Origin of the sequence: Shimia sp. R9_1 (genome assembly GCF_017743775.1) — a bacterium.
Taxonomy (GTDB): Bacteria; Pseudomonadota; Alphaproteobacteria; order Rhodobacterales; family Rhodobacteraceae; genus Shimia.
In genome coordinates, this window is the sequence record NZ_JAGHRN010000003.1 from 368737 (window position 1) to 394113 (window position 25377).

Sequence of the window (25377 nt, forward strand, 5' to 3'; positions counted from 1 at the left end):
CGCCTAGTCGCCTGCGATCGCGTTATCGCCTGCCCCTTCTTCCATCTTATCAAATATCAGCTAAGGTTTGTTCTCATGTCCCATGAACAGCCGCTCTCTGACTCCATTTACGGCATCGATCGTTGGAGCAAAGGACTGGTCACTGTTCTGCCGAACGGTGATGTCGCGCTTTGTGATCCGGCCTTTCCGGACGCAAAGCCGATCAGCCTGCCCGGCATTCTCGAAGATCTCCAGCAACGCGGCATCGCAAGCCCGCTGTTGCTGCGTGTCAAAAGCTTTCTTGAAGCAGAAATTCGGCACCTCAACGAGAGCTTTGCGCAAGCGATCACCAAGACCAACTACCGTGGCAGCTATCGTGGTGTCTTCCCGATCAAGGTGAACCAGCAGTCGCAAGTGGTTGATCGCATTGTAGAGTTTGGGCGTCAGTATGAATTCGGCCTCGAAGCAGGCAGCAAACCGGAGCTGGTGATTGCTCTGGCGCACCGGCTTTCCAAAGAGGCGCTGATCATCTGCAACGGGGTGAAAGACGCCGAATTTGTGCGGCTTGCGATCCTGTCTCAGCGTTTGGGCTTCAACACCGTCATCGTGCTGGAGAGCCCAAAGGAAGCCGAGATCGTCATCGAGGTTGCCAAAGAGCTGGGCATTGATCCGCTGCTTGGGGTGCGGGTGAAACTCACCAACCAGATCAGCGGCAAATGGCAAAGCAGCTCTGGCGACCGCTCTGCCTTTGGCATGAACACTGACCAGCTTTTGCGCGTGGTGGATCGTCTGCGCAACGAAAACCTTCTGCATTGTCTGAAACTACAGCATTCCCATCTCGGCAGTCAGGTGCCGGATGTGAACGATGTGCGCCGCGCCGTCTCTGAGGCCTGCCGTTACTTCACCGAACTCACCCGCGAAGGCGTACCGCTCACCCATCTGGATCTCGGCGGCGGTCTGGGCGTGGACTACACCGGCGAAAAACGCGCCTCTGAAAACTCGATCAACTACACGGTCGAAGAATACTGCGCCAATATCGTGGAAACCGTTGGCTACGCCATGGATGAGGCGGAGCTGCCCCATCCGGTGCTGGTGACAGAAAGCGGCCGCGCGGTCTCTGCCACCTCTTCGATGCTGGTGTTTGATGTGCTTGAAAGCACGCTCTACGACGCACCCGACGCGCCAGAGGTGCAGCCAGACGACCACCACTATGTCACAGACCTTGCAGCAATTGGCGGCTATCTCATTCCCGCGCGCGTGCAGGAATGCTGGAACGACGCGCGGTTCTACCGCGACGAGCTGCGCGCCCTCTTCCGCCGTGGCCATATCGACCTGCGCCAGATGGCACGTGCGGAACGTATCTTTCTGCGTTTGATGTCTGATATCAAAGTGATAGCGCGCGAAAGCGAACCAAACAGCGATCTGGATCGCGAGCTGCAACAGGTGGCCGACGTCTACCACTGTAACTTCTCTCTGTTCCAATCCCTGCCGGATGTCTGGGCGATTGACCAGCTGCACCCGATTGTGCCGCTGCAGATGCTCAACCAGATGCCGGACCGCCGTGCGGTGCTCTCTGACATCACCTGTGACAGCGATGGCAAGATGGACAAATTCATCCTTGCCGGTGACATTGCGCCTTCCTTGCCGGTGCACACCCTGCCCGAAGATCGCCCCTATTATCTCGGCGTGTTCTTTGTGGGCGCTTATCAGGAAACGCTGGGCGATCTGCACAACCTCTTTGGCGACACCAATGTGGTGACCGTTGATCTGCGCGCAGATGGCGGCTTTGACCTACTGCATGAGCAGGAAGGCGACACCATCGCCGAGGTGCTCTCTTACGTGGAATATGACCCAGCCGACTGCATCGCGGCCTTCCGCAAAATGGTGGATGAGGCGATCTCTGCCGGCCACCTGCAATCCAAAGAACGCAAAACCCTCATCGGCGCCTATCGGGACTCGATGAACGGATACACCTATTTTGAATAACCCTCTGAAGACCAACAGTCAGGAGAACCTCATGGGAAAGACACTTGTCGTCGGCGCCGGTGGCGTCAGCCATGCCGCCGTTCATAAGATGGCGATGAATGCCGATATCTTCAGCGAGATCACGCTGGCGAGCCGCACCAAATCCAAATGTGACGACATCGCCGCAAGTGTGAAAGAACGCGTGGGTGTTGATATCAAGACCGAGGAACTGGACGCCATGGATGTGGCCGCCACGGTTGCCCTGATCAAAGAGACCGGTGCAGAGCTTCTGGTGAACCTCGCCCTGCCGTATCAGGATCTGGTGCTGATGGATGCCTGCCTTGAAGCGGGTTGCCACTATCTGGACACCGCAAACTACGAGCCCGAAGATGTGGCCAAGTTTGAATACCACTGGCAGTGGGCCTATCAGGACAAATTCAAAGAAGCAGGCCTGACCGCCATCCTCGGCTCCGGCTTTGATCCGGGCGTGACCTCTGTTTTTGCCACCTGGCTGAAAAAGCACAAGCTCGACACCATCCGCCAGATCGACATTCTGGATGCCAATGGCGGCGACAACGGGCAAGCCTTTGCCACCAATTTCAACCCGGAGATCAATCTGCGCGAAGTGCTCGCCGAGGTGCGTCACTGGGAAAACGGCGCATGGCAACACAGCCCGGCGCTGACCAATAAGGTGGAGTTTGACTTTCCCGGCGTTGGCATGAAAAACATGTACCAGATGTATCACGAAGAGCTGGAAAGCCTCGCGACGCATTTCCCGGAAATCGAGCGCGCGCGTTTCTGGATGACCTTTGGTGATGCCTACATCATGCACGCCACTGTGCTGCAGAACGTCGGCATGACCCGCATTGATCCGGTGATGCATGACGGCAAGGAAATCATTCCGATCCAGTTCCTGAAAACCCTGCTGCCCGATCCGGGTGATCTGGGCGCGCTGACCAAAGGCAAAGCCTGCATCGGCGACATCGCCACGGGTCAGGCCAAAGACGGCTCCGGCGAGAAGACCTTCTACATCTACAACATCTGCGATCACGAAGAGTGCTTTGCCGAGGTCGGCTCTCAGGCGGTGTCCTATACCACCGGCGTGCCTGCCATGATTGGCGCGGCGCAAGTTCTGAAAGGCAACTGGAAAGAGCCCGGCGTGTGGAACATGGAGCAGCTCGACCCGGACAACTTCATGGATATGCTCAATGCACACGGCCTGCCCTGGCAGGTACACGAGCTCGACGGTCCGGTCGATTTCTAAACCCCAAGCGGCGGCCTCATGCGGGCCGCCCATTCCTCTTGCCCAAATATCCCGGGGGAGTCACCGCCTGCGGTGACGGGGGCAGCGCCCCCTCCCATCCTCCGCCGCGTGGAGCCAAAGATGTCTGATATGATGCAAACCCAGGCCGGGGACGCAGGTGCGTTTCGCGACTTCGATCTCAGCCGCGTGCCCAGCCCCTGTTTTGTAGTGGATGAGGCTGCCATCACGCGCAACCTGCGCATCCTAAAAGATGTCTCTGACCGCTCCGGCGCCCATGTGCTGAGCGCACTCAAAGCCTTCTCCATGTTCTCTCTGGCGCCATTGGTGCGGCAATACCTCGGCGGCACCTGCGCCAGCGGCATATATGAGGCCCGTTTGGGCCGCGAAGAATACGGCGGCGAAGTCGCCACCTTCTGTGCAGGCTACAAAGACAGCGATATCGACGACATCCTCGCGCACTCTGACCACATCATCTTCAATAGCCCCGCACAAAAAAATCGATTTCTGAACAAAGCCCTCGCGGCCAATGTTCAGGTCGGTCTGCGCATCAATCCCGAACATTCTGAGGGAGAAATCCCCAAATATGACCCCTGCTCGCCCTGCTCGCGTCTGGGCACACCGGTGCGCCAGCTCACCCCGGAGATACTGAAGGTCGTGGATGGTCTGCACATGCATACTTTGTGTGAGCAGGGTTTTGACCCTCTGGCGCGCACATGGGCGGCGGTGGAGCCCAAACTGCGCCCCTATCTGCCGGATCTCAAATGGCTCAACTTCGGCGGCGGGCACCACATCACCCGGGCGGATTATGACCGCGACGCGCTGATTTCATTCATCCAAGAAATCCGCGCAACCTATGGTGTAGAGGTCTATCTGGAGCCCGGCGAAGCGGTGGCGCTGGATGCGGGCATTTTGGTTGGCGAAATCCTCGATTTGCCCACCAACGGTATGGATCTGGCGATCACCGATATTTCCGCCACCTGCCACATGCCCGATGTGATCGAGGCCCCCTATCGCCCTGCGCTTCTGGATGAGGCGGACGCGGGGCACAGCTACCGTCTTGGCGGGCCGTCCTGTCTCGCGGGTGACGTGATTGGCGACTACACTTGGGCGCAGCCGCTTGCGATCGGCCAGCGCTTTGCCTTTCTCGATCAGGCGCATTATTCCATGGTGAAAACCAACACCTTCAACGGCGTGCCCCTGCCCGCCATTGCGCTGTGGAACAGCGAAACCGACGCGCTCACCATGGTGCGCGAATTTGACTACACCGATTTTAAGGAGCGCCTGTCATGAGCGTTTTTCTGGACAGCGAACTGACTGAAGCCGAGCGCACTGAGGACGCGTTTTTCCACGTGATCCCCGTGCCGCTGGAGCGCACCGTATCGTATGGCGCAGGCACAAAGGCCGGCCCCGCCGCCATCATCGAAGCTTCCAACGAGCTTGAGCGTCTATGCAAAGATCAGGAGCCCTGCGCCAAAGGCATCTACACCCACGCCGCGCTGGACTGCGACGGCCCGCTGCCTGAGGTCATGGAACGCTTGGCCGCCAAGACCGAAGCCATTGTCAAAGCGGGCAAATTGCCCGTCACACTCGGCGGCGAGCATTCCCTCAGCTACGGCGCGGTCAGCGGCGTCGCCCGCGCTTTGGGCCAACCCATCGGCATTGTGCAGATCGACGCCCATGCGGATCTGCGCATCGCCTATCAGGGTGAAAAACACTCTCACGCTTCGGTCATGCATCTTCTGGCTGAGGATGGCATCCGTCTGGCCCAGTTCGGTGTCCGCGCACTCTGCCCGCAGGAAGCGGAAAGTCGCAAAGAAAACAATGTCTTTCATGTCGATGCTGAGGAGATCGTGGTCAACAATATCCACGCCATCGACCTGCCTGAAGACTTCCCGGAGCTGGTCTACGTGAGCTTTGACGTGGACGGCCTCGACCCAAGCCAGATGCCCGCCACCGGCACGCCGGTCCCCGGCGGCCTCGGCTTCTACCAAGCACTGCATCTGGTCGAACACGCCCTCAAACGCCGCCGCTGCGTGGGCTTTGATGTGGTTGAACTGGCCCCTAATGGCGAAGAAGCCTGGGATTTCACCGCCGCCCAGATCGTTTATCGCCTGATGGCTTTGTGACAACAATGTAGCTGACATAGCCCGTCACATTACCCTTGGGTTGTTGTTGACATCAGATAAACAACTCACATTAAGTACAATTAGAAATTGAACTTAAGGAAATATTAATGAACTTCAGAACTTCAAGCCTCGTGATCGCACTTTTGGCAGCACCAGCCTTGAGCGCATGCGGTGGTGGCGGCGGTGACGAAACAATAGCATTTACAAGTGTCAGTGAGCTCCCAGACGACGGGACAGTACGGTTGGAAGGACGCGGAAACTCAGCGAATTTCCGGGTAAACGCCAGCACGGGAGAGTTAACGCTCAACAATCGCCAGGCAGATCAGGCTGCGCGTTTGGACATCAAACGATCAGGCGGAAACGCAACAAATATATTGGCTAGTGCAGGCAGCGCAACTGTGTCTTTTGATACCAACGCCTCACCACTGACCGCAGTGCGCGATCTAGCAGCATTCGCGAGTCCGGACGGCGAACAAATTGCAGTTTTTGGCATTGGTGATGCGCGCACAGACTATGAGCATCAAGCGTTCGGCGCCTGGATAGATGGATTTGGATCTGACAACGGAAGCATTGCGACAGCATCGGTGGGCGCCCGTACCGACGCAGCAAATCTGCCCACGAATTCAGCGAGCTACAGAGGGCAGACTGTCGGTTTGGCACAGTTGAATGACGGCGATACCTACCTAGCTGATTCCGAACTAACGGTTAGCACGTCAGATTTCAGAACATTGAATTTAGACAGCACCAACACAATAGTTGAAAACTTAGATACTTTCGTAGTCCGCTCTGAATCCGATCTCAACTTCACAGGAACAGCCACTGTATCTGGCTCCGGTTTCAGCGGTAACATCTCTGGCACAGCTGTAAATGGCAATATCGAAGGAAATTTTTTCGGACCAAACGCCGAAGAAGTGGGCGGTGTTTTCGATTCTCAGTCCGGTGATACAGCCTACATCGGCAGCTTTGGCGCAGTGCGTAATTAAATAGAGAGACCGCAGCGGTCTTGGCCGCCCGCTCCCCGGGCGGTCTCTATTCATGCGCCAGGCTAGATAAGTTCTCAAATGCCTTTCAAAAATACAGCCATAAAAGTGATGCTCGCGCTCGCGCTGAGCGGCAGCGGAGCAAACGCAAAGCCCGCAGAAACTCAAGCTCAGATCGAGCGATACTTTCTCTCGGCACTGGCCAATGTAGAGGCTGGTCAGCCTGAAAAAGCCATTCCGGTGTTTCTTGAGATTTTGGCTCAGGATCCCACTCTGGTGCGCGTCCGTCTAGAATTGGCGCGCGCTTATTTCAATGCCGAAGACTGGCAACGCGCCCGTCAAGAATTCTTTATCGTGCTTTCAGCTGACCTGCCCGAACCGGTAAAAGACCGTGTTCTGGCCTTCATCCGTGCAATCGACAGCCGCCGGGGCTTTGATTGGGATCTCAGCCTGTCTGTGGTCAAGGTCGGCAATCAACGCCGCTATGCCTCAGACACGGTTTTGGTGGACTCCGGCGGCGTTATGCTGCCCTTTGTATTTGATCGTGAAACATCAGACGAATTTGGCCTCCGAGCTGTTGGTGCCCTAAATTTTCGCAGACCCATCGCGTCATTGAGCTCCCCCAAAGCCGCTGTCAGTGGATTTGCCACCTTGGGTTTCGATCTCACTGAGGCAAAGACCAACACCTATGATGACGCTATTTTCAGCCTCACCGCCGGGGTTCGCACTGCCAGGTCACAGCTTACCTACGCCTTCGCGCCTTCGATAAGCACCCGATACATTGCGGGCTCAAAATACGAAGATAGGTTGGGCCTGATTGCGAATTTTGAACGCCGGGGCCAAGAAGGTGGATCGGTGTTTGGACGCGCTACCTTTTTTGACGTCTCAAATGCCCGCAACGAAGCGCTCTCTGGCCATATCACCTCCGCAAGCCTTGGAGTGCGACAGGCTATTGGCGGGCGTGCAATCCTTGGGATTTCTGGCCGTATCGAACGTGAAAATGTACCAAGTGCGCAAGAGGATGCGGTTACCACGCAAATCACAGCCTTTGGCACCTTTGAGATGAAATACGGCCTGACCGCCCAACCCAGCCTCTACTTCCGCTACAAAGACCTTAAAAATCCGAGTCCGATCCTTCCCGCAAGCCCGGATGAGAAGACTTACGGAGCGCGGCTTCGGGTGGAGAAAAACGACTGGTTCATAGCTGGCAGCTATACGCCATTCGTTGAGGTCAGCTATGAGGAAACCCGCAGCGACATTGCGGCTTTCAGCTACACCGAGACCCGTAGCCAAATTGGCATCACACGGCGTTTTTGATCGCCTGTGACCGCTGGTCCTTCGCCCAATCCACCCAAACAAAAAAGCCCTCAGGCCGTTGAGACCTAAGGGCTTTTTATGGCTCCGGCGGTAGGGATCGAACCTACGACCAATTGATTAACAGTCAACTGCTCTACCGCTGAGCTACGCCGGAACATGCATCTCTGAGCTGGCCCAGAAGATGTGGCGGGGTATAGCTTTGCTTTTGAGAGACGTCCAGAGGATTTTTGGAAGTTTTTTGAAATTCCGCAAAAAACTTTTACAGAGGTTCAAAAACCGCCTCAGCGCTCAATCCACCCGGCGCAGACACCATATTTTTCCCATACAAATCAATGAGGTGCGCAAACACATTGCGCGTCGCTGCAGGCAGCAAAGCAGCGGGTGTTTCTACGTAAATCATCTCGGCAAGCGCTTGAGCGGTGGCCGGACCGTCTCGCAAGGCTTTCAGGATCTCCGCCTCCCGCCCCTTGCGATGTGTCATCAGCCAATCAAGGCGCCCTGCAGGATCGTCAATCGGTGCACCGTGGCCCGCATGAAACACCCGCCAGTCGCGCGCGCGCAGCTTTTCACAGGACGCCATGAAATCTGTCAGATCCCCGTCAGGCGGCGACACCAGCGAGCTGGCCCAGCCCATCACATGATCTCCGCAGAAACAAATGTCCTCCATCGCCAGCGAAATGTGATTTCCGAAATGTCCGGGCGTGTGGATCACCTCAAGCGCCCAGCCACGCCCGCGCAGCACTTCGCCCTCACAGACCACCCGGTCCGGCATAAAATCCGCATCGACGCCCTCCCCGCCGCCTGCCAGACCGCTGTCTGCGAGCTCCTGCATAACTGCGCTGCGTCCGGCGTCCACATCCCCATAGGCATAGATCGGTGCCCCGGTTTCCTCAGACAAAGCTTTTGCCAGCGGTGAATGATCCAGATGCGCGTGTGTCACAATGATATGGGTGATGCTCTGCCCAGGTGTCAGCGCCGCAAGGATGGCTTGCAGATGTTCGGCATTCTGCGGCCCCGGATCAATCACCGCGATCTCTGTTTCGCCGATCAGATAGGTGTTGGTGCCACGAAAGGTCATGGGCGACGGGTTGGGACACAACAGCCGGCGCACATTGGGTTCCAATTGCTCGGGCACACCGGGTTCAGGGTTGAAAGCCAAGATTTGCGGGTCCATGGTCGTCCTCTCGGGATAGTCAATGACCAAGGTGTAGGCATGTTTTTTCGCTGGCTCAAACACTATATGCCGCGCAGCCTCTACGGGCGCGCGGCGCTGATCCTGATCCTCCCGGTGGTGCTGTTGCAGGTGGTGGTGTCTTTTGTGCTCGTCAGCCGCCATTTCGAAGGTGTGACAGAACAGATGACCTTTGCCACATCTCGCGAAGTCATGCTGGTTCTTGAGGCCATGGAGGTGAGCGACACCTACCCGGACGCGCGGCCCACCGTCTTGGAAACGCTTGATATCTCGGTGTCCCACCCCGAGGCGCTCGCCACAGAGGACACCCGTCTTTGGTATGATTTCTCCGGCATCATCATGACGCGTGACTTCAAGAAGCTGCTGCCGGGTGTGCAGGCCGTTGAGCTGATTGATGACAGCAAAGTTGTGCTGAATCTGGCCACAGCCTCGGGCCCTTTAGTGGTGGAATTTGACCGCAAGCGCGTTTCGGCCTCCAATTCCCACCAGCTGTTTGTGAACATGCTGGTCTTTGGCGCGCTCCTGACTTTTGTCGCCTATCTCTATCTGCGCAATCAGCTGCGCCCAATCAAACGGCTGGCGGTGGCCGCCGAAGCCTTCGGGCGCGGGCATTCCCTGCCCTACTCTCCGCGTGGCGCTATCGAAGTGCGCGCGGCGGGCAATGCCTTTTTGGACATGCGTGCCCGGATTGAGCGTCAAATCGAACAGCGTACGCTCATGTTGTCTGGCGTCAGCCACGATCTGCGCACGCCGCTCACGCGCTTCAAACTCGGGCTATCGCTTTTGGAGGACGAAGACCGCGAGCCGCTGGAGAAAGACGTCGAAGAAATGCAGCGCATGCTGGATGCCTTTCTCGATTTCGCACGAGGCGTTTATGCCGACGAAAGCGAAGACACCGATCCAACGGCGCTCGTGGTGAATCTCGTCAACAGCTACACCCGTACCGGCGCAGAGGTTACTCTCAATGAACCGGTCGGGGCGGGCGAAATTCCGCTGCGCCCGGCCAGCGTCCGCCGCGCCGTCGACAATCTGATCGGCAACGCCATCCGCTATGGCACCCGCGCCGAGGTCTCCGTCGAAATCACCGACAAATATGTCCGTATCCGCGTGGAAGATGACGGCCCGGGCATCGCGCCGGAGCGTTATGAAGAAGCCCTGAAACCCTTTGCGCGGCTGGAACCGGGCCGCAACCAGAACAAAGGCATGGGGGTGGGATTGGGCTTGTCCATCGCCGCCGATGTGGCGCGCGCCCACGGCGGCATCCTGCGCCTGAGCGAGAGTTCAAAGCTTGGCGGGCTGCGTGCCGATCTTGTCCTTGGGCGCTGAACCCGCGGAAACGTCGGCCCAGCTTTACACCCGCCACCGAAGGCGGTAGCACTCAGGTCACCCTTCTGCGACGGAAAAGACGAATAAAAGGAAGCGTTATGCGTATTGGAAACCGTGACATTGGCCCCAATCACCCGCCCCTCGTGATCGCAGAGATTGGCATCAATCACGGCGGCGATCTGGCCGTGGCCAAAGAGATGGTGCGCCTCGCCGCCCTGTCCGGCTGTGAGATGGTCAAACATCAGACCCATTTTGTGGATGATGAAATGACCGAAGAGGCCAAGCAGATTTTCCCGCCCAACGCAGATGTCTCGATCTGGGAAGTGATGGAGCAATGCGCACTGTCCGGCGAGGAAGAGCTGGAGCTGATGCGCTACACAGAAGAGTTGGGCATGATCTTCATCTCAACGCCGTTTTCTCGCAAAGCCGCTGATTTTCTGGCCGAGGCGGATGTGCCCGCTTTCAAAATCGGCTCTGGTGAGGCCGACAACCTGCCCCTGATCCGCCACATCGCGTCCTTTGGCAGACCGGTCATCATGTCCACCGGCATGCAGACCATCGAAACCATGCAGCGCTCTGTCGCTATCCTCGAAGAGGCCGGCGTCGAATACGCTCTGCTGGAATGCACCAACCTCTACCCTTCCCCGCCTGAAATCGTTTCCCTGCGCGGCGTGACCGATCTGAAAGAGGCCTTTCCAAACGCGGTTGTGGGCTTCTCTGACCACTCCATCGGCCCGGAAATGGCTCTGGCCTCTGTGGCGCTTGGCGCCTGTATTCTGGAGCGTCACTATACCGACACCCGCTACCGTCAGGGCCCCGATATCATCAACTCGATGGACCCATCTGAGCTGCGGTTCCTGATCGAGCGCTCCCGCGAGATCTGGATTGCCGCCAACAACCCCAAACAACGCACCGAGGCCGAAGAGCCGGTTTATGCCTTCGCCCGCGCCTCTGTTGTGGCCGACAAAGACCTGCCCGCTGGCCATGTGATCACCGAGCAAGACATCTGGGCCCGCCGCCCGGGCTCCGGCGAAATTCCTGGCTACGACTTTGACAAAGTGGTTGGCAAAACCCTGACACGCGCAGTCACCCGCAACACCCAGCTGAAGTGGGAAGATCTGGAGGGATGAGAAACAAGCCTTCTCCGCGAGGCGAACTTCTCTCAGATAGTGTCAGAGACGTCGTGCGCAGCATCTCAGGTGCTGCGCATTTTCGTTGGTTCAGGCTTTCGTTCCGCCCCAAATGCCATAGGTCTCTCGGAAGTAGTCAATGCACGCGCGGTTGGCCGCAATGCGGTCATGACCCATGTAGACAAACTTCCTAAGTGCCGCGTCGCTGCCTTCGTTTTTGGGTTCCTTGGACCGAATTTTGTTGTCGGTGTTCAGCCAGATTGGAATGCCTCGGCGCTCAAGACATCCGGACAGCCAAACATCATCAACCGTCCAAAGCACGTCGGGGATGTCATAGCAGGCTTCGTCAAAGAACTCTGGGCGCACGAGCACACCGCCCCACCCCTCCAGAATGTCAACATAACCTGAACTCAGCGCCTTACTTGGCTTCCACTTGCCAAAAGTTGCAGCCCGCTTCACACGATACTTCCAGTCCTTTACCAGAAACTGCGCGCGTGGCCCTCTGCTCCCTCGCCAGCCGTCATGCGCATAGACCGGATTATCCAAATGGCCTGCCTCTTCTACGATGCAGCAATCTGGGTGTACCTTGGCGGCATCCACGTAGCGTTGAGCCCATTGGTTATCATAGAGCTTGTCGTCATCGCAGAACAGAATCTGCACATCTTGTCCGGCATACTCGCGCGCGGCCGGAAGAACCTTGGTCGCAGGCCCAAAATCTTCGTCAATAACACGCAGATTTACGCCTTCAGGTACAACCGGCAGATCCGCGGCATCATAGTCAAAACGACGATATTTGCGCGCCACATAGAGATTGATTTCAGCGATATCAGCAGTTTGCTCCAGAAGACGAGCAAGGTTTTTGTCAACATGCGGAAACCGTGGGGGGACCGTCGTGAGAGAAAGGACAAGTTTGGTCACGTTATCAATCCTGCAAAGAGCCGCCAAAGCCGACCCAATAGTCAACCATCCATGGCACGCGCCCGCGCCCATAGTGCGGGAACCGATCCCAGTTGCCACGCGGCGGATTGATTAGGTCAATCGGCCGCGGAATGCCATGAAAACAAAGAATCTTTGCACTGGGCGGATTCGGATGTTTGAAACGATCAACGCCGAGGGGCTGGCGCAAATGGTACTTGAAGCTCTGAATCCAATCATCAGGCCAGTATTGGATGTCGCCAAATCCGAGCGAGCCGAACTCTCCGTGCAGAAAGTCCTGTTCGTTTTCATAGGTCGACAAGTGACCATTCATATTCTCATGAAGTCGATCAACAACAGCACCTAACGCGTTTATATCAAAAGCAAAAATGCCCGTACCTGTTCTCGGCGCACCAGATTTATAGCGCCAGGGCCGAGAATCCAGGCAAACAAATGCGCCCGCAAAATCAAACATTTCTGCGAGATCTCCCGAAATGACCGTGTCGAGGTCGATAAACAACGCCCGACCACTCAAACCATAGAGTTCTTTTGAAAACACACCCAATTTGGGCCACGCGCCAGCTCCCCAGGCCGACTTAGGCAACCCGAGATCAGGGATATCATAGGCCTCGACCCCATCAACAAATCCAGTGTTGTCATCTGTGAGGCAGACGAAACGAAACGGGACGGACATGTGCGCTTTGCAGGCATTGTAGAGCACGTTCACATATTCGGCCGAATACAGCGTACCCCACTTCATCGTCAAAATAATGCGATCCAATATAATGCCCTCCGCGCGATCGTCTCTTTTGTTCTCGGAAGAGAAACTGCGTGAACTCGTGCTATGCGCTATGCAATTTGTTGTCCAGAAAAGATCTTCGCCCGACAGCGCTGGCTTGGCACCGGCAGAAGCATCTCGATGAATTACTACTAAACTGGACTTTGGCTGCGTCAATAATCGGGTATTTCAGAAACGCGCCACACGCCTAGGGATTTGTCACTGCGACTGCCCTTCACACCCGGCATACTCTCATCAATGGTGTAAAGCGGAGCCCCAAAAGAGAACGGCGGCTTGGTCAGGTCCAATGCCCGCCAATATCCGGTAGCAATGTCTTCGTTGGATTGAACCGTCGGATTTGTCGTGGTGATCAACCACGTTGAGCCCGAAGCCTTGATGTTGCGTAAGGCGTCCATGACATGGGCATTTGACAAGTGAACCAAACAATCGCGGGTAAACACAATATCATGACGCGGCACCGGACCTTCGATCAGATTGATGACTTCGAAAGTCACACCCTCACGACCATATTGTTTTTGGTTCTCTGCTATAAGATCGGAAACTATATCACCACCAGTGTATTTGGAAACGCCGAGATCCACTGTGCGCATCCAAAAAAAGTCGCCGCAAGGCAGGTCAAGAAAGCTATTTGCGTCGAGCGTTCTGACCATTTTTGGCAATGCTTTGCGAACAGATTGTGTTGTGTTCAAGTTAGACCCTTTTCCTGAACGGCTATCAGGATCCCCCCATTTGTTGGTTCTGTAGTACTTGGAGAAAATTTCAGATGGTTCTTGTTTGGAAAGCTTCCAAGACCGCATCCGCGATTTGAAATCCGATAGCAGTTTCATTTGGTAATCAAGGGCCTCTAGATTTGGAACACAACTGCGATCAAACCCTTGTACCAAGGTTCTATATCTCGCTTTGATGTCTCAACTCACAGTGTTGCGCCAAAGGCTCAGGCAACACAAGCTCGCTGGCGGGTTCCTAGCGAGAAATTGCGCCCCCTCCCGCGCTTGAGCTTCAAGAAGCTGTCAATTAAGGTCCGACGACCAAGGCGCAAATTCTATCGAGACTGCTATGACCCGCTCCCTCCTCTTCCTAACCGGTACCCGTGCGGATTTTGGCAAGCTGGAACCGCTCGCCGTTGCGGCGCGGGATGCTGGCTTTGACGTGACTTTTTTCATCACCGGCATGCATATGCTGGCGCGCTACGGACTAACGAAAATCGAAGTGCACCGTATGCCCGGTGTCACCAAGCACGAATTCCTCAACCAGCGTCCCGGTGACTCCCAAGATATCATTCTGGCCAAAACCGTGGTGGGATTTTCAGACTACATCACTGAAACCAAGCCGGATCTGGTGGTCGTGCATGGCGACCGTATCGAGGCGCTAGCGGGCGCGCTTGTGGCGGCGACCAACTACATCCCCTGCGCCCATATTGAAGGCGGCGAGGTCTCCGGCACGATTGACGAGATCTACCGCCACTGCAACACCAAGCTCTCCAGCCACCATTTTGTCAGCTCAGACGCGGCCAAAAAACGCGTGATGGCCATGGGAGAGCCGGAGGGTGCGATCCATGTGATCGGCTCACCAGAGCTTGATTTCCACGCCGGACCTTCCGGTGTGACGCTCGATCAGGTCAAAGCGCATTATGACATTCCGTTTGACGATTTTGGTCTGGTGACCTTCCATCCGGTCACCTCAGAGCAGGCCACCATGGGCGCACAGGCGAAAGACCTGTTTGATGAATTGAACGCATCGGGTAAAAACTTCATCGTGATTGCGCCCAACAATGATCCCGGTTCGGAAGACATCTTCAAAGTGCTCGACGCGCTGCCTAAAGACCGCTTCCGCCAATACCCGTCGATGCGGTTCAATCATTTCTCAGAGCTGATGAAAAACGCCGCCTGCATGATTGGCAATTCCTCCGCAGGTGTGCGTGAGGCGCCCTTCCTCGGTCTGCCATCACTGGACGTGGGTACCCGTCAGACCAACCGCGCGCAAGCCAGCTCTGTAGTGTCCTGCGCCGCTTCAGATCGCGCCGCGATCCGCGATTTCCTGTCCTCACAATGGGGCAAGCCGCACGCACCGCACACTGGCTTTGGTGAAGGCCATTCCGCAGACCGCTTTGTGGATCTGCTTAACAGCGACACCTTCTGGACCCAGGGTCTGCAAAAAGCCTTTCAGGACAACGCCTGAAAGGCTTGATGTTTCAGGACATATCCATGTCCACCTTGCCTGTGAAACGCCGCGCCTCCCAGGCGCGCGCAATCAACAGGCTGCTGTCACGCATGGTGTCAAACCGAGGCATCAGCGGGTTGCCGGATGTGTCCTGACCCCGCACAAGCGCCAGAAAATCACGCATCATGTCCATGAACATGTCATTGCGTTCAAAGACATAGGGCGTGGTCTTCATTCCCTGCCCCATATCTTCAGACAGGCTCGGCGCGAGAAAATCAAGATCTACCACACGGTCACGCCCGCGCAGCGCTGCCTTGCGCAGCGACACGGGTGAGACATAATCCATCGAAATGGTCCCCAACGCCCCCGAGGCCGCGACAACATCCACACGGGTGGCAAAATCAATCTGCGGGAAATCCTCATGTGCCAAGGCGCGCACATCAGAGATCTCAAGCGGGCCCATCACCGCCAGCGCCAGATCCATCTCGTGGCACAGGTCCATCAAGACACCGCCGCCTTCCGGCTCTGCGGCGTAGCTCCCGGCAAAAGACCAGTTTTCCCGCCACTGGCGCACGTCATGGCCGATCTCGAATGAAAACCCGTAGGTCTGACTCAGATTCAGCGCGGCCAGCGCCCGCACTGCCGGGTGATAGCGCATCATGAACCCAACCATGGAACGCGCCGCCACGGGGTCCGCTATCGCGTGAATGGCCTCCACCTGCGCCGCCCGCCAGGCCAGCGGTTTTTCTGCATAAAACGGCCAGTTGTGCGCGGCACACATCTCGATCAGTTCCAGACGGATTGGCGTGGAGGTGGCAATCACCACCGCCTCGATATCCTGCCGTGTCTCAAAGGCGACGCGGTCAAACCCGCGCCAGCCGATCAGCTCAACAGCCTCACCCAAGGCTGCCAGATTGGCGGCATGGCGTTTGCCAATCGAGCCTGCACCGATGACCGCGATCACCACGCGGAGAAGCCCCCATCCACATTGACCATTTGTCCGGTCATATGGCCTGCGTGTTTGCTGGCAAGGAACAGCATCACATCCGCGATTTCATCAGGCTGCGCCATCCGGTCCTGCATGATCAGCGCGCCAACCCGTTTTTGGAACTCCTCAGAGTGGCCATTGAACACAGCGCCCGGCGCAATGGTGTTCACGGTGGCGTCGCGCTTGGCCCAATAGCCTGCCAGCCACACGGTCATGCCGTGGATGCCCGCTTTGGAGACCCCATAAGCGGAAAAATTCTTGAACGGCATGCCATCATAAATCGGGTGATGCGCACCGTTGAGCGCATACATCGACGCCACATTGATCAGCGCGCTTGGGTATTTGCCCACAATGTCGCGATCCATCTGGCGGGCAATCATGAAAGCACCGGTGAGGTTGGTACGCATCGTGCGCTCAAAGTCTTCCACGCTGGTGTCGGCAAAATCCGGGAACGGCTTACCCGCCCCCATCAGCATCTCACCGGTGATGGCGGCGTTGTTGAGCACCACATTGGGCTGCCAGCCATCTGCCATCACCCGCTTGAAGATCTCGACCACTTCTTCTTCGACACCGACGTTCAGGTCGTAGTAGCCAAATTTCGGATTGTCGCCATGCGCCGCTTTGAGGGCATCCGCGCGTGCGCCGGGCAGGTCCGTGGCGACAACCTTTGCGCCAACATCCAGCATGCGGCGCACATAGGTGGAGCCCAAGACGCCGCCAGAGCCCGTGATAAATACCGTGCGTCCGTCCAACTGTTTGTCCATCTTGCGGCCTCCTTCAGCCTTTGCTGTCGAGCTGTTCTTGAAGCAGAAGCTCTACCAATTTGAAATCAAAAGGGGAATCGATGTCGATGCAGCGCTCTGGCGGCATCTCAAACGGGATCACCCGCCCCTCATAAATGGTCTGCGCCTCGCGCAGGTATTTGGGTGCAACCACATAGGTGGAGGCCGCATGCTCATAAACAGTGGGTGCAGCCTGACGGGCCCAGACCCCACCGGGCAAAGGTTTGCTCACATGCAGAGCGCCGGATTCATCCGGTTCCACGAGGTTGAAATAAGGGTTCTTGCGCGCCTCACAGACGCTCATCACCATGTCCGGCTGTTCTTTCTGATAAAGCTTCAGTGCGCCAGTAATGTCTTCGGGCAGGCGCAAGGGCGAGGTGCAATCCAGATCAAGAAAAGCTGTCGCAGCCTTGCCCGCTGCCGCCTCGCCAGCTTCCATCGCATGTTGCCAAACACCCCATTTAGGCGCTTCATCTGTCGCCAGATGCGCAGGCCTCAGCCCAATCGGCAACGCGCCTTTGGCGACCGCATGTTCATACATCTCTTCATCATCTGTAGAGACCACAACCGCATCCACCATCGGGTGGGCAAAAAGCTGATCCAGCGACCAATCAATCATCGGCTTGCCGCATAAGTCTTTGAAGTTCTTGCGAACCACCCCTTTGGAGCCTTTGCGCGCTCCGATGTGACCAAGGATCATAAATGGCTCTCCTGTGTTGCGGGCTCTCAGCGTCTTGCCTGCCAGTATCGCAAGCGCGCCGCGCCCGTCCAGCGCGAAACGACGCGCCGCCCTGCTGTGATCTTGTTACGCAAGCCCCCAAAACCACGCAACGCCAAACTGGCAAACGGCTTGCGCGGAAAATCCGCAAACCATATGTATCGGCTATCTTGTTGGCGCAGAATGATTGATCACACCCCCCATGCCGCTTTTCTCCCGCTCCTTCGGCCATTGGCTCACAGATACGGCCATCCGCAGCTTTTTGTCTGCGATGCGCAGGCTGCCCTATGAAACGCGCATCAATACCTGCGGTCAGATCATGACCAAAGTGATCGCGCCCCTCACAGGCAACCGCCGCCGCATCCGCGAAAACCTCGCCCTTGTGATGCCGGAGCTGTCATCGGAGGCGCGCGAAGCCATTGTGCGTGAAGTACCCGAAACCATGGGACGGATGCTGATGGAGATGTACTCTGCCGAGGAATTCTCTGCACGCGTGGCGACCTATCCGATCAAAGGCCCCGGTCTTGCCGCTCTCAAAGCGGCAAAGGAAGAGGGCAAAGGCGCAATGCTGGTCACTGGCCATTTTGGCAACTACCTCGCCGTCCGCGCCGCCCTTCTGGCGCAGGGCATTCCGGTTGGTGGGCTCTACAAAAAGATGTCCAACCCCTATTTCAACGCACACTATGTGGCTGCGATGGAAGACTTTGGCAAACCGGTGTTTGAGCGTGGCCGTCGCGGCATGTCCGGCATGATCAAGCATCTGCGCAGCGGCGGTTTTCTGGGGATCGTGCAGGATCAGCGCATCAATGATGCGCCGGTGATGGACTTCATGGGAAAACCGGCACGCACCGCGACCTCTGCTGCCGAACTGGCGCTCAAATACAAAGTTGATCTTGTGCCCTGCTATGGCATCCGCCAGCCTGACGGCACCTATGTGATTGAGACCGAGGCTCCGGTGCCGCACACAACTGCAGAAGAAATGACGCAGGCCCTGAACGACAGCCTTGAAGCGCTGATCCGGGCCTATCCCGGTCAATGGATGTGGACCCACAACCGCTGGCGTGGCGCCGGACATGACACATCTGAGGATCGTGCGCGGTAGATGCCCTGAGCATTCGCTGCAATTTTTCCACAAAATCATCCCATTTGCGCAACTTTTTAACCATTTCGCTCCTTTAGCAAGGTCAGTGACCCTGAAACGACTTTGCGGGTTACTGTTGCCAAAGGAGACTGTTGTGTTCCACGTCCGCTCGTCCGCCTACGCCAAACCCGCGCGTCATGCGCGCCTGTTTGAGCTGCTGCGCCAGCAAAATCTGGCCTTGGCGCATGAAGAGGCGCTCGCGCGCCAACCCGTTGATATGTTTAAAGCGGATCACTTTGAATTTCGCGCCGAACGCATGGTCAAAAACGCCACAGAGTCTCTGCTGCGCAGCGCCTAACCAACTCAACAACTGAGGGCTTTAGCCCCTGAACCCTGTGGCCACCACAAACTTTTCGGAACTGTCCGCGCGGCTGCTTGGGGGTTTCACATTCGCCACTTTGGTGAATTTCTGCTTCAGAAGCTTTTGCAGCTCCCCTTCGGCACCACCAGCCAATACCTTGGCCACAAACGTGCCGCCTTCTTCCAGCACATCAAAGGCAAAATAAGCCGCCGCCTCACACAGCGCCATAATGCGCAAGTGGTCGGTCTGCTTGTGACCCGAGCTGGCCGCCGCCATGTCGCTCATGACAACATCCGCTTTGCCGCCCAGCCAGTCTTTGACCTTCACATCCGCATCGTCTTCCATGAAGTCGAGCTGATGGATGTCACAGCCGGCAATGGCTTCCACTTCCTGAAGGTCGATCCCCAGAATAGTGCCAACCTTTTTGCCGGATTTCTCCCCTAGCGCATTCACGCGCGGCACGGCCACCTGGCACCAGCCTCCGGGGGCACAGCCAAGGTCCACAACCCGGGCGCCAGGCACCAGAAAGCGGTATTTGTCGTCCAATTCCATGATCTTAAACGCCGCGCGCCCACGATAGCCTTCGGCCTTTGCACGCTGCACATAAGGGTCATTGAGCTGACGTTGCAACCAGCGGGTGCTCGACAGTTTGCGCCCGCGCGCAGACTTCACCTTCACGGTCAAATCGCGCTGTCCGCGCCCGGATGTGTTCTTGCCGGTCGGTTTCTTGGCCATCTCGCTCACCACTTTGCTTTGAAACAAAGCCTTCTAGTCATTTTTGCCGTCACTTCAAGCTGTCTTGCAAGCTCAGAACGGTCCGTCCTCTAGCACGCCATCCGCGCTCATCTGCGCATAAAGCAACCCTTCACGCAGCCCACGGTCCGCAACGGAAAGCCGATCTGTCGGCCAGCAGCGCAGCAGCGCCTGCAAAATCGCCGAGCCACTCATGATCAGCGCCTGCCGGTCCTGCCCGATCCGCGGGTCATTGCGCCGCCCCTTGGGGCCAAGATCGAGATAGCCCCGGATGACCTTATCAATCTGGTCACTGGTCATGCGCAGACCGTCTACTTTGGTCCGGTCATAACGGCGCAGCCCCAGATGGCTTGCCGCCACGGTGGTCACCGTGCCGCTTGTGCCGATGATCTGAAAGCCTTCGCTCGGCGGCGCATCCTTATAGGGGGCGAACTCGCTGAGGTTTTCCTCAAAGAACCAGCTCATCAATGCAAAGCGTGCGGCATCATCCTCCACATCGCGAAACTGGTCGCGCAAAGTGGCCACACCCAGCGGCACGCTGATCCAATCCACCACTTTGGCGGCCGGAAACGGACTGTCCGCGGTGTGAAACCCGCCGCGCAGACGCATGATTGCGCGCGACCGCTCGATCGGCGGGACAGAGGACAGGTCGATCCAGACAAGCTCTGTTGACCCGCCGCCAATATCCACCACCAAGAGTTGCTCGGTCTTCATGGAAACAAGCGGTGCACAGCTGATCACCGCCAAACGCGCTTCTTCCTCGGCCTGAATGATTTCCAGCTGCAAACCGGTCTCGCGTCGCACCTGCCGCACAAAGTCCCGCGCATTCTTGGCGCGCCGACAGGCCTCAGTGGCCACCAAACGCATGCGTTTGACCTTATGGCGCTTAAGCTTCTGCTGACAGATCCGCATCGCTTGGATCGTGCGCCGCATGGAGCCACGGGAAAGCCTTCCGGTGCTTTCCAGCCCGGAGCCCAATTGGACAGACTTGCTAAAGCTGTCCACCACATGAATTTGACTGCCCTTGGGTTGGGCAATCAACATGCGACAACTGTTCGTGCCCAGATCCAAGGCCGCGTAAAGCGTACTTGGATCAGGCGGTTTCGGCGCGGGGCTCTCAACCGGTTTTGGGAATGCGCCCGCACCTTTGGGACGCTTGGGCGCCATCGTCACGCCCTCCATTTCGTGTTGCCTTCAACCTAGTCTCTCGCTGCCCCCCGCGCAATCCCTCCTTGGATGACGCCGCGCATCTTTGGGACACGCTCTTGGCACAACGCCCCGGAAGCTCATCTTTTTCATGCAAAGATTTCACGCGCCCGGCCATAGCCAGAGCGCCGCTCAGACCGCTACAAGCAGCTCACAACAATGCGCTAGGTCGCGGAATGCTGTCTTCGTGTCGAAATTGACACAAAGCGACAGGCGGCCCTGATTTACGTATGATGTACTGATACCGGAGGAATCAAACCCATGCCTGATGTCACCATTGTCTACTGGCGCGATATTCCTGCTCAGGTGATCGTTGGCAAAGGGCGTCGCGGCGCAAAGAAACCTTTGGCTGAACGGTTTGAGCAAGCCATCGACCGAGCAGCAATGAAGGTTGGCGCATCCGACACGGATGCCTATCTAGCAGAGTGGCGGAAGGCAGATCCGTATCCGGTTGAGGGCGAGCCGCAGGCGATTGCTGAACAAGAAGTCGCACGGCTTGAAGCAGAGTACGATCAGACGCGCATCAAGGCGCTGATCGACAATGAAGGCTGGGCATGACACGCCCCTCGATTTGGGAGGCCGCAATGGCTTTGTTGAATTTCAAGCGCAAGACCGATGAGGTCAAATCCGCCACACCGGAAATGGAAGCTTTCCTGAAAGGCTACTCCATCGAAGTGATGCCGCGCACGGCCGCCAAAGTCGACGACTTCCGCGTGCTTCTGCCTGAGGGCACCCGCGTCTATATCGCCCACATCGAGGGCACCCCGATCGAGGATATGGTCGCCACCGCCAAGCGCATCAAAAGCGAAGGCTATGACGTGATGCCCCACTTCCCGGCGCGCATCATCAAGGACAAGGCAACGCTTGAGAACTGGATCTCCATGTATCAAGGCGAAGCCGACGTGAAACAGGCGCTCCTGCTGGCCGGTGGCGTTGCCAACCCGCATGGTGATTTCTCTGACTCCATGCAGCTGCTGGACACAGGCCTGTTTGACAAAGCCGGTTTCACCAACCTGCACGTTGCGGGCCACCCAGAGCCCAACATGGACATCGACCCGGACGGCGGTCGCGCCAACACCTACGCCGCTCTGGACTGGAAACTCGAGTTCTCCAAGCGCACCGACGCGGATATGGCTCTGGCCACCCAGTTCTGCTTTGAGGCAGAGCCAGTGATCGAATGGGCCAACACCCTGAAAGAGCGCGGCATGACCCTCCCGATCCACATCGGCATCGCGGGCCCTGCCAAGCTGCAGACCATGATCAAATTCGCCATTGCCTGCGGCGTTGGCCCGTCTCTCAAAGTGCTACAAAAGCGCGCCAAAGACGTCTCCAAACTGCTGCTTCCGCATGAGCCAACCGAAGTTCTCGCCGGTCTGGCCGCCCACAAAGCGGCAAACCCGGATTTCAACATCGAGAAAGTCCACTTCTTCCCGCTTGGCGGCATCAAAACCAACGCCAACTGGGCAATCGAAAACGGCGGCGCCTCTACGCAGCCAGCCGCCCCACAAAGCACCTCTGTCTGACAGGATAAAACATGACCCGGACCATCATTGAATCACAAACAAAAACAGCGATCATGGGTTTTGATCAGCCGTTCACTGTTATCGGTGAGCGCATCAACCCAACCGGCCGCAAGATCCTGAACGCAGAGCTGGAAGCGGGCGATTTCTCCCGCGTGCAAGCAGATGCACTGGCACAGGTGGCCGCAGGCGCTACTGTTCTGGACATCAACTCCGGCGCGGTTTTCTCCAACAAAATGGCCGAAGACCCACGCTACGCGGACAACAACTTTGTTGAGCCTGACCTGATGCGCCAGCTGGTGGAAAAGGTGCAGGAAGTCACCGACTGCCCGCTCTGCATCGACAGCTCGGTTCCCGGCGCGCTTGAGGCCGGTCTGGAAGCGGCCAAAGGTCGTCCGCTGCTGAACTCTGTGACAGGCGAAGAAGAGCGTCTGGAAATCGTTCTGCCGCTGGTCAAGAAATACAACGTGCCTGTGGTGGCCATCTCCAACGACGACACCGGCATCTCTGAGGACCCAGAAGTCCGCTTTGCCGTGGCCAAAAAGATCGTTGAGCGCGCAGCTGACTTCGGCATCCCGGCCCATGACATCGTGGTCGACCCACTGGTGATGCCAATCGGCGCCATGGGCACTGCTGGCCTGCAGGTCTTTGAACTCAATCATCGTCTGCGCAACGAGCTGGGCGTGAACACCACCTGTGGTGCGTCCAACATCTCCTTCGGCCTTCCAAACCGTCACGGCATCAACAACGCCTTCCTGCCAATGGCGATGGCGACCGGCATGACCTCCGCGATCATGAACCCGATTGCACTGCCTGTAGGCCCTAAAAAGCTGGCCGAGAAGAAAGCCGAAATCGCCGCCAAAGGCATCATCATTCCAGAGGACATGGATGACGAAGCCTTCTGCGAAACCTTCGGTCTGGGCTCCACCAAAGCCCGCGCAGGTAAGGAAATGGAGGCCATCCGCGCCGCCAACTTCCTGACCAACAACGACGAAGGTGGTGCTGAGTGGATCAAATTCAACAAATCCCCTGCAGATGCAGCCGCAGGTGGCCGGGGCGGTCGCCGTCGCCGTCGCGCCTAAGCGCGCCTTGATATGACGAAAAAGCCCGCATCCTTTGATGCGGGCTTTTTTGTTTTATGTGAATGATTTATCCGCGCTTCTTAAGGTTGCGATAGTCGTCAGCTCCCACCGTGGGATCGTCACCTTCGCCAAACAGGCTGTGTTTCTGCACCTTTTGGGTGCCCGTCACCGGAACCTCTTGAACAAACCGTATCCACCCCGGAGCCTTGTAGTAGGCCAGTCGCGCAAAGCACCAATCAAACAGCTCCTGTGACAAGGACTCGCCCCGCGTACCAACCACCTGCACGCAGGCCATGACCTCTTCGTCGCGCATCTCGTCTGGCACAGCCACCACCGCCACACGCTCAACAGCCGGGTGATCCTGCAGACAAGCCTCAATCTCCGCCGCCGCAATGTTTTCACCAGACCGTCGGATGATGTTTTTCTTTCGATCCACAAAGGTGATCATGTCCGTTTCATCCATCACCACCGTATCGCCGGTGTGAAACCATCCCCCACGCCAGGCTTCCTCAGTGGCCTCCGGAAGGTTGAGATAGCCCGAAAAAGCCCCCCGCCGCGGGGTCTCAGCACTGTAGCGCAGCACCATTTCGCCCGCCGTGCCCCGTGGCACCTCTTGATCGTCACCATCCACGACGCGCACGTCCAAGCCCGGTTGCGGGCGACCCATCGCGCGAGTGTCGATCCGGCGCGGCTCTTCATAGTCGCCCAGAATGCGGCACATCTCTGTCATGCCCCAGACCTCGATCAACGGAAACCCAAAGCGCTCTTCAAACGGACGGTGCAGCGTGGGCTCTACCCCTGCCCCAACAGCGAATTTCACCTTGTGTTTCTTTTCCCAAGCCTCAGGTGCCCGATTCATCAACGCCGGAATGACGATCCCCAGATAATGCGCCGCCGTGGCTTCTGTTTCCGCCAGTTCGCGCCACCATGCGCTGGCCCGGAACCGCTCCGGCGCGATCTGCGCGCTGCCGGTTTCAATCACCGCCATGAACAGCAGGATCGCGGCGTTCACATGGAACAGCGGCAGCGGGCAATAGACCTTGGTCACCCCGGCCTCAAATTCGATGAGGCCACCACGTGAGGCATACCACTGCCCCATCTCCACCTCATAGCCATGGCTCAGAATACAGCCCTTGGGCCGTCCCGTGGTGCCTGAGGTATAGATCAGGCTGGCCTCGGTCTCCTGCGTGATCGGGCCCGTGTTGGGCGCAGCGGATTTGCTCGGTGGCAACGCAGGCAAAGTGGTGCCCATCTCCACCATCGGCACATCCAGACCACTCTCCGCAATCCCCGCCTCCATAAGCGCGCGCTGCTCCCGCACCACAAGCGCCAGCTCCGCGCCGCTGTCTTGCAGCAGATAGGCCACCTCTGCGGGGCGGTAATCCGGGTTCACCGGCACCCAACTGATGCCCAGCTCTGACAACGCCAATTTCAGCAAGAGCATCTCAGGGCGGTTTTCCAGCAGCGCTGCGATCCGGTGCCCATGGCCGTAGCCTGCGGCTTTCAGCGTGGCCACCATCGACGAAACCTGCGCCTGCGCCTCGCCATAGGTGCAGAGGTATCCCTCCGGGTGATATGCGCGCTCTGCGTTGGCAGGCACCTGTAAAAACAGCTTGTCGGCATAAGTCTTTGCCCGTTCGGCAAACAGCGCACCAATCGTCATGCTCATGAGCATTCCTTCCTCTTCTTGGCGCGCGACTTTAGCGGAGCGCACAGCGAGCGCAATCACCGTA

The 25377-nt window shown here is 57.4% G+C and carries 24 protein-coding genes and 1 tRNA gene; 14 read left to right on the forward strand and 11 right to left on the reverse strand.

Annotated elements, in window-relative coordinates; translation table 11 throughout:
* Window positions 1–75: 75 nt before the first annotated feature.
* The 6 genes from speA (at window position 76) to J7399_RS12800 (ending at window position 7631) form a co-directional block, all read left to right on the forward strand.
* Complete coding sequence (gene speA, locus J7399_RS12775) at window positions 76–1965, forward strand: biosynthetic arginine decarboxylase (protein ID WP_209086705.1); 1890 nt, start codon at window positions 76–78, stop codon at window positions 1963–1965.
* Window positions 1966–1996: 31 nt separating this feature from the next.
* Window positions 1997–3208, forward strand: coding sequence for a saccharopine dehydrogenase family protein (locus J7399_RS12780; protein ID WP_209086707.1), 1212 nt, complete (start codon window positions 1997–1999; stop codon window positions 3206–3208).
* Window positions 3209–3328: 120 nt separating this feature from the next.
* Window positions 3329–4498 (forward strand): carboxynorspermidine decarboxylase, encoded by a 1170-nt coding sequence (locus J7399_RS12785; protein WP_209086708.1) that lies wholly within the window; start codon window positions 3329–3331, stop codon window positions 4496–4498.
* Complete coding sequence (speB, locus tag J7399_RS12790; protein WP_209086709.1) at window positions 4495–5334, forward strand: agmatinase; 840 nt, start codon at window positions 4495–4497, stop codon at window positions 5332–5334. Before J7399_RS12785 ends, speB begins: the two co-directional genes overlap by 4 nt.
* Window positions 5335–5441: 107 nt before the next feature.
* The gene (locus J7399_RS12795) at window positions 5442–6317 is read left to right on the forward strand and encodes a transferrin-binding protein-like solute binding protein (protein ID WP_209086710.1); all 876 of its coding nucleotides are present in this window, start codon (window positions 5442–5444) and stop codon (window positions 6315–6317) included.
* 78 nt (window positions 6318–6395) lie between these two features.
* A complete protein-coding gene (locus J7399_RS12800; RefSeq protein ID WP_209086711.1) occupies window positions 6396–7631 on the forward strand; it encodes a tetratricopeptide repeat protein in 1236 nt (411 codons plus the stop codon).
* 79 nt (window positions 7632–7710) lie between these two features.
* On the opposite strand, the gene J7399_RS12805 is transcribed toward J7399_RS12800, so the two are convergent.
* Together J7399_RS12805 and J7399_RS12810 are read right to left on the reverse strand one after the other, a co-directional pair.
* Window positions 7711–7785 (reverse strand) — tRNA-Asn (locus tag J7399_RS12805).
* Between the two features lie 105 nt (window positions 7786–7890).
* Complete coding sequence (locus J7399_RS12810) at window positions 7891–8805, reverse strand: MBL fold metallo-hydrolase (protein WP_209086712.1); 915 nt, start codon at window positions 8803–8805, stop codon at window positions 7891–7893.
* 39 nt (window positions 8806–8844) lie between these two features.
* On the opposite strand from J7399_RS12810, the gene J7399_RS12815 reads away from it, so the two are divergent.
* Window positions 8845–10149: an ATP-binding protein gene (locus tag J7399_RS12815; protein WP_209086713.1), complete on the forward strand. Its 1305-nt coding sequence runs from the start codon at window positions 8845–8847 to the stop codon at window positions 10147–10149.
* 98 nt (window positions 10150–10247) lie between these two features.
* Entirely contained in the window at window positions 10248–11279 is a 1032-nt protein-coding gene (locus tag J7399_RS12820; protein ID WP_209086714.1) for an N-acetylneuraminate synthase family protein, read from the forward strand.
* Between the two features lie 90 nt (window positions 11280–11369).
* Here the strand turns inward: J7399_RS12820 and J7399_RS12825 are convergent, their stop codons facing one another.
* From J7399_RS12825 to J7399_RS12835, 3 genes are all read right to left on the reverse strand, one after another.
* A complete protein-coding gene (locus J7399_RS12825; RefSeq protein ID WP_209086716.1) occupies window positions 11370–12197 on the reverse strand; it encodes a glycosyltransferase family 2 protein in 828 nt (275 codons plus the stop codon).
* 4 nt (window positions 12198–12201) lie between these two features.
* Window positions 12202–12975, reverse strand: a complete 774-nt coding sequence (locus tag J7399_RS12830) for a hypothetical protein (protein ID WP_209086718.1) — start codon at window positions 12973–12975, stop codon at window positions 12202–12204.
* A 170-nt stretch (window positions 12976–13145) separates the two neighbouring features.
* A complete protein-coding gene (locus tag J7399_RS12835; protein ID WP_209086720.1) occupies window positions 13146–13820 on the reverse strand; it encodes a class I SAM-dependent methyltransferase in 675 nt (224 codons plus the stop codon).
* 229 nt (window positions 13821–14049) lie between these two features.
* On the opposite strand from J7399_RS12835, the gene neuC reads away from it, so the two are divergent.
* Complete coding sequence (gene neuC / locus J7399_RS12840; protein WP_209086721.1) at window positions 14050–15171, forward strand: UDP-N-acetylglucosamine 2-epimerase; 1122 nt, start codon at window positions 14050–14052, stop codon at window positions 15169–15171.
* A gap of 13 nt (window positions 15172–15184) precedes the next feature.
* On the opposite strand, the gene J7399_RS12845 is transcribed toward neuC, so the two are convergent.
* Genes J7399_RS12845 through J7399_RS12855 form a run of 3 tightly spaced genes read right to left on the reverse strand, consistent with a single transcriptional unit; the run spans window position 15185 to window position 17623 of the window.
* Window positions 15185–16120: a Gfo/Idh/MocA family oxidoreductase gene (locus J7399_RS12845; protein WP_209086722.1), complete on the reverse strand. Its 936-nt coding sequence runs from the start codon at window positions 16118–16120 to the stop codon at window positions 15185–15187.
* Entirely contained in the window at window positions 16114–16905 is a 792-nt protein-coding gene (locus J7399_RS12850) for an SDR family oxidoreductase (RefSeq protein WP_209086723.1), read from the reverse strand. The genes J7399_RS12845 and J7399_RS12850 overlap by 7 nt, the downstream gene beginning before the upstream one ends.
* Window positions 16906–16918: 13 nt before the next feature.
* Window positions 16919–17623 (reverse strand): acylneuraminate cytidylyltransferase family protein, encoded by a 705-nt coding sequence (locus J7399_RS12855; protein WP_209086724.1) that lies wholly within the window; start codon window positions 17621–17623, stop codon window positions 16919–16921.
* 220 nt (window positions 17624–17843) lie between these two features.
* Here J7399_RS12855 and J7399_RS12860 point away from each other — a divergent pair, with 220 nt between their 5' ends.
* Entirely contained in the window at window positions 17844–18743 is a 900-nt protein-coding gene (locus J7399_RS12860; RefSeq protein ID WP_209086725.1) for a lysophospholipid acyltransferase family protein, read from the forward strand.
* Window positions 18744–18876: 133 nt separating this feature from the next.
* A complete protein-coding gene (locus J7399_RS12865; RefSeq protein ID WP_209086727.1) occupies window positions 18877–19080 on the forward strand; it encodes a hypothetical protein in 204 nt (67 codons plus the stop codon).
* A gap of 21 nt (window positions 19081–19101) precedes the next feature.
* Here the strand turns inward: J7399_RS12865 and J7399_RS12870 are convergent, their stop codons facing one another.
* A complete protein-coding gene (locus J7399_RS12870; protein ID WP_209062827.1) occupies window positions 19102–19818 on the reverse strand; it encodes an RlmE family RNA methyltransferase in 717 nt (238 codons plus the stop codon).
* A gap of 72 nt (window positions 19819–19890) precedes the next feature.
* Window positions 19891–21003: a Ppx/GppA phosphatase family protein gene (locus tag J7399_RS12875; protein WP_209078809.1), complete on the reverse strand. Its 1113-nt coding sequence runs from the start codon at window positions 21001–21003 to the stop codon at window positions 19891–19893.
* A 300-nt stretch (window positions 21004–21303) separates the two neighbouring features.
* On the opposite strand from J7399_RS12875, the gene J7399_RS12880 reads away from it, so the two are divergent.
* The 3 genes from J7399_RS12880 to J7399_RS12890 are packed head-to-tail and all read left to right on the forward strand — an operon-like array spanning window position 21304 to window position 23644.
* A complete protein-coding gene (locus J7399_RS12880) occupies window positions 21304–21600 on the forward strand; it encodes a virulence factor (RefSeq protein ID WP_209086729.1) in 297 nt (98 codons plus the stop codon).
* Window positions 21601–21626: 26 nt separating this feature from the next.
* Window positions 21627–22565, forward strand: coding sequence for a methylenetetrahydrofolate reductase (locus tag J7399_RS12885; protein WP_209086731.1), 939 nt, complete (start codon window positions 21627–21629; stop codon window positions 22563–22565).
* Between the two features lie 11 nt (window positions 22566–22576).
* On the forward strand, window positions 22577–23644 hold the full coding sequence (locus J7399_RS12890; protein ID WP_209086732.1) for a methyltetrahydrofolate cobalamin methyltransferase: 1068 nt from the start codon (window positions 22577–22579) through the stop codon (window positions 23642–23644).
* Between the two features lie 67 nt (window positions 23645–23711).
* On the opposite strand, the gene J7399_RS12895 is transcribed toward J7399_RS12890, so the two are convergent.
* Window positions 23712–25313, reverse strand: coding sequence for an AMP-binding protein (locus J7399_RS12895; protein ID WP_209086733.1), 1602 nt, complete (start codon window positions 25311–25313; stop codon window positions 23712–23714).
* Between the last annotated feature and the right edge of the window lie 64 nt (window positions 25314–25377).

Excerpts from the sequence above, each read along its gene's own strand:
- speA (WP_209086705.1), top strand. The coding sequence starts at position 76 with ATGTCCCATGAACAGCCGCTCTCTGACTCCATTTACGGCATCGATCGT.
- J7399_RS12780 (WP_209086707.1), top strand. The coding sequence starts at position 1,997 with ATGGGAAAGACACTTGTCGTCGGCGCCGGTGGCGTCAGCCATGCCGCC.
- J7399_RS12785 (WP_209086708.1), top strand. The coding sequence starts at position 3,329 with ATGTCTGATATGATGCAAACCCAGGCCGGGGACGCAGGTGCGTTTCGC.
- speB (WP_209086709.1), top strand. The coding sequence starts at position 4,495 with ATGAGCGTTTTTCTGGACAGCGAACTGACTGAAGCCGAGCGCACTGAG.
- J7399_RS12795 (WP_209086710.1), top strand. The coding sequence starts at position 5,442 with ATGAACTTCAGAACTTCAAGCCTCGTGATCGCACTTTTGGCAGCACCA.
- J7399_RS12800 (WP_209086711.1), top strand. The coding sequence starts at position 6,396 with ATGCCTTTCAAAAATACAGCCATAAAAGTGATGCTCGCGCTCGCGCTG.
- J7399_RS12810 (WP_209086712.1), bottom strand. The coding sequence starts at position 8,805 with ATGGACCCGCAAATCTTGGCTTTCAACCCTGAACCCGGTGTGCCCGAG.
- J7399_RS12815 (WP_209086713.1), top strand. The coding sequence starts at position 8,845 with ATGTTTTTTCGCTGGCTCAAACACTATATGCCGCGCAGCCTCTACGGG.
- J7399_RS12820 (WP_209086714.1), top strand. The coding sequence starts at position 10,248 with ATGCGTATTGGAAACCGTGACATTGGCCCCAATCACCCGCCCCTCGTG.
- J7399_RS12835 (WP_209086720.1), bottom strand. The coding sequence starts at position 13,820 with ATGAAACTGCTATCGGATTTCAAATCGCGGATGCGGTCTTGGAAGCTT.
- neuC (WP_209086721.1), top strand. The coding sequence starts at position 14,050 with ATGACCCGCTCCCTCCTCTTCCTAACCGGTACCCGTGCGGATTTTGGC.
- J7399_RS12850 (WP_209086723.1), bottom strand. The coding sequence starts at position 16,905 with ATGGACAAACAGTTGGACGGACGCACGGTATTTATCACGGGCTCTGGC.
- J7399_RS12855 (WP_209086724.1), bottom strand. The coding sequence starts at position 17,623 with ATGATCCTTGGTCACATCGGAGCGCGCAAAGGCTCCAAAGGGGTGGTT.
- J7399_RS12860 (WP_209086725.1), top strand. The coding sequence starts at position 17,844 with ATGCCGCTTTTCTCCCGCTCCTTCGGCCATTGGCTCACAGATACGGCC.
- J7399_RS12870 (WP_209062827.1), bottom strand. The coding sequence starts at position 19,818 with ATGGCCAAGAAACCGACCGGCAAGAACACATCCGGGCGCGGACAGCGC.
- J7399_RS12875 (WP_209078809.1), bottom strand. The coding sequence starts at position 21,003 with ATGGCGCCCAAGCGTCCCAAAGGTGCGGGCGCATTCCCAAAACCGGTT.
- J7399_RS12880 (WP_209086729.1), top strand. The coding sequence starts at position 21,304 with ATGCCTGATGTCACCATTGTCTACTGGCGCGATATTCCTGCTCAGGTG.
- J7399_RS12885 (WP_209086731.1), top strand. The coding sequence starts at position 21,627 with ATGGCTTTGTTGAATTTCAAGCGCAAGACCGATGAGGTCAAATCCGCC.
- J7399_RS12890 (WP_209086732.1), top strand. The coding sequence starts at position 22,577 with ATGACCCGGACCATCATTGAATCACAAACAAAAACAGCGATCATGGGT.
- J7399_RS12895 (WP_209086733.1), bottom strand. The coding sequence starts at position 25,313 with ATGAGCATGACGATTGGTGCGCTGTTTGCCGAACGGGCAAAGACTTAT.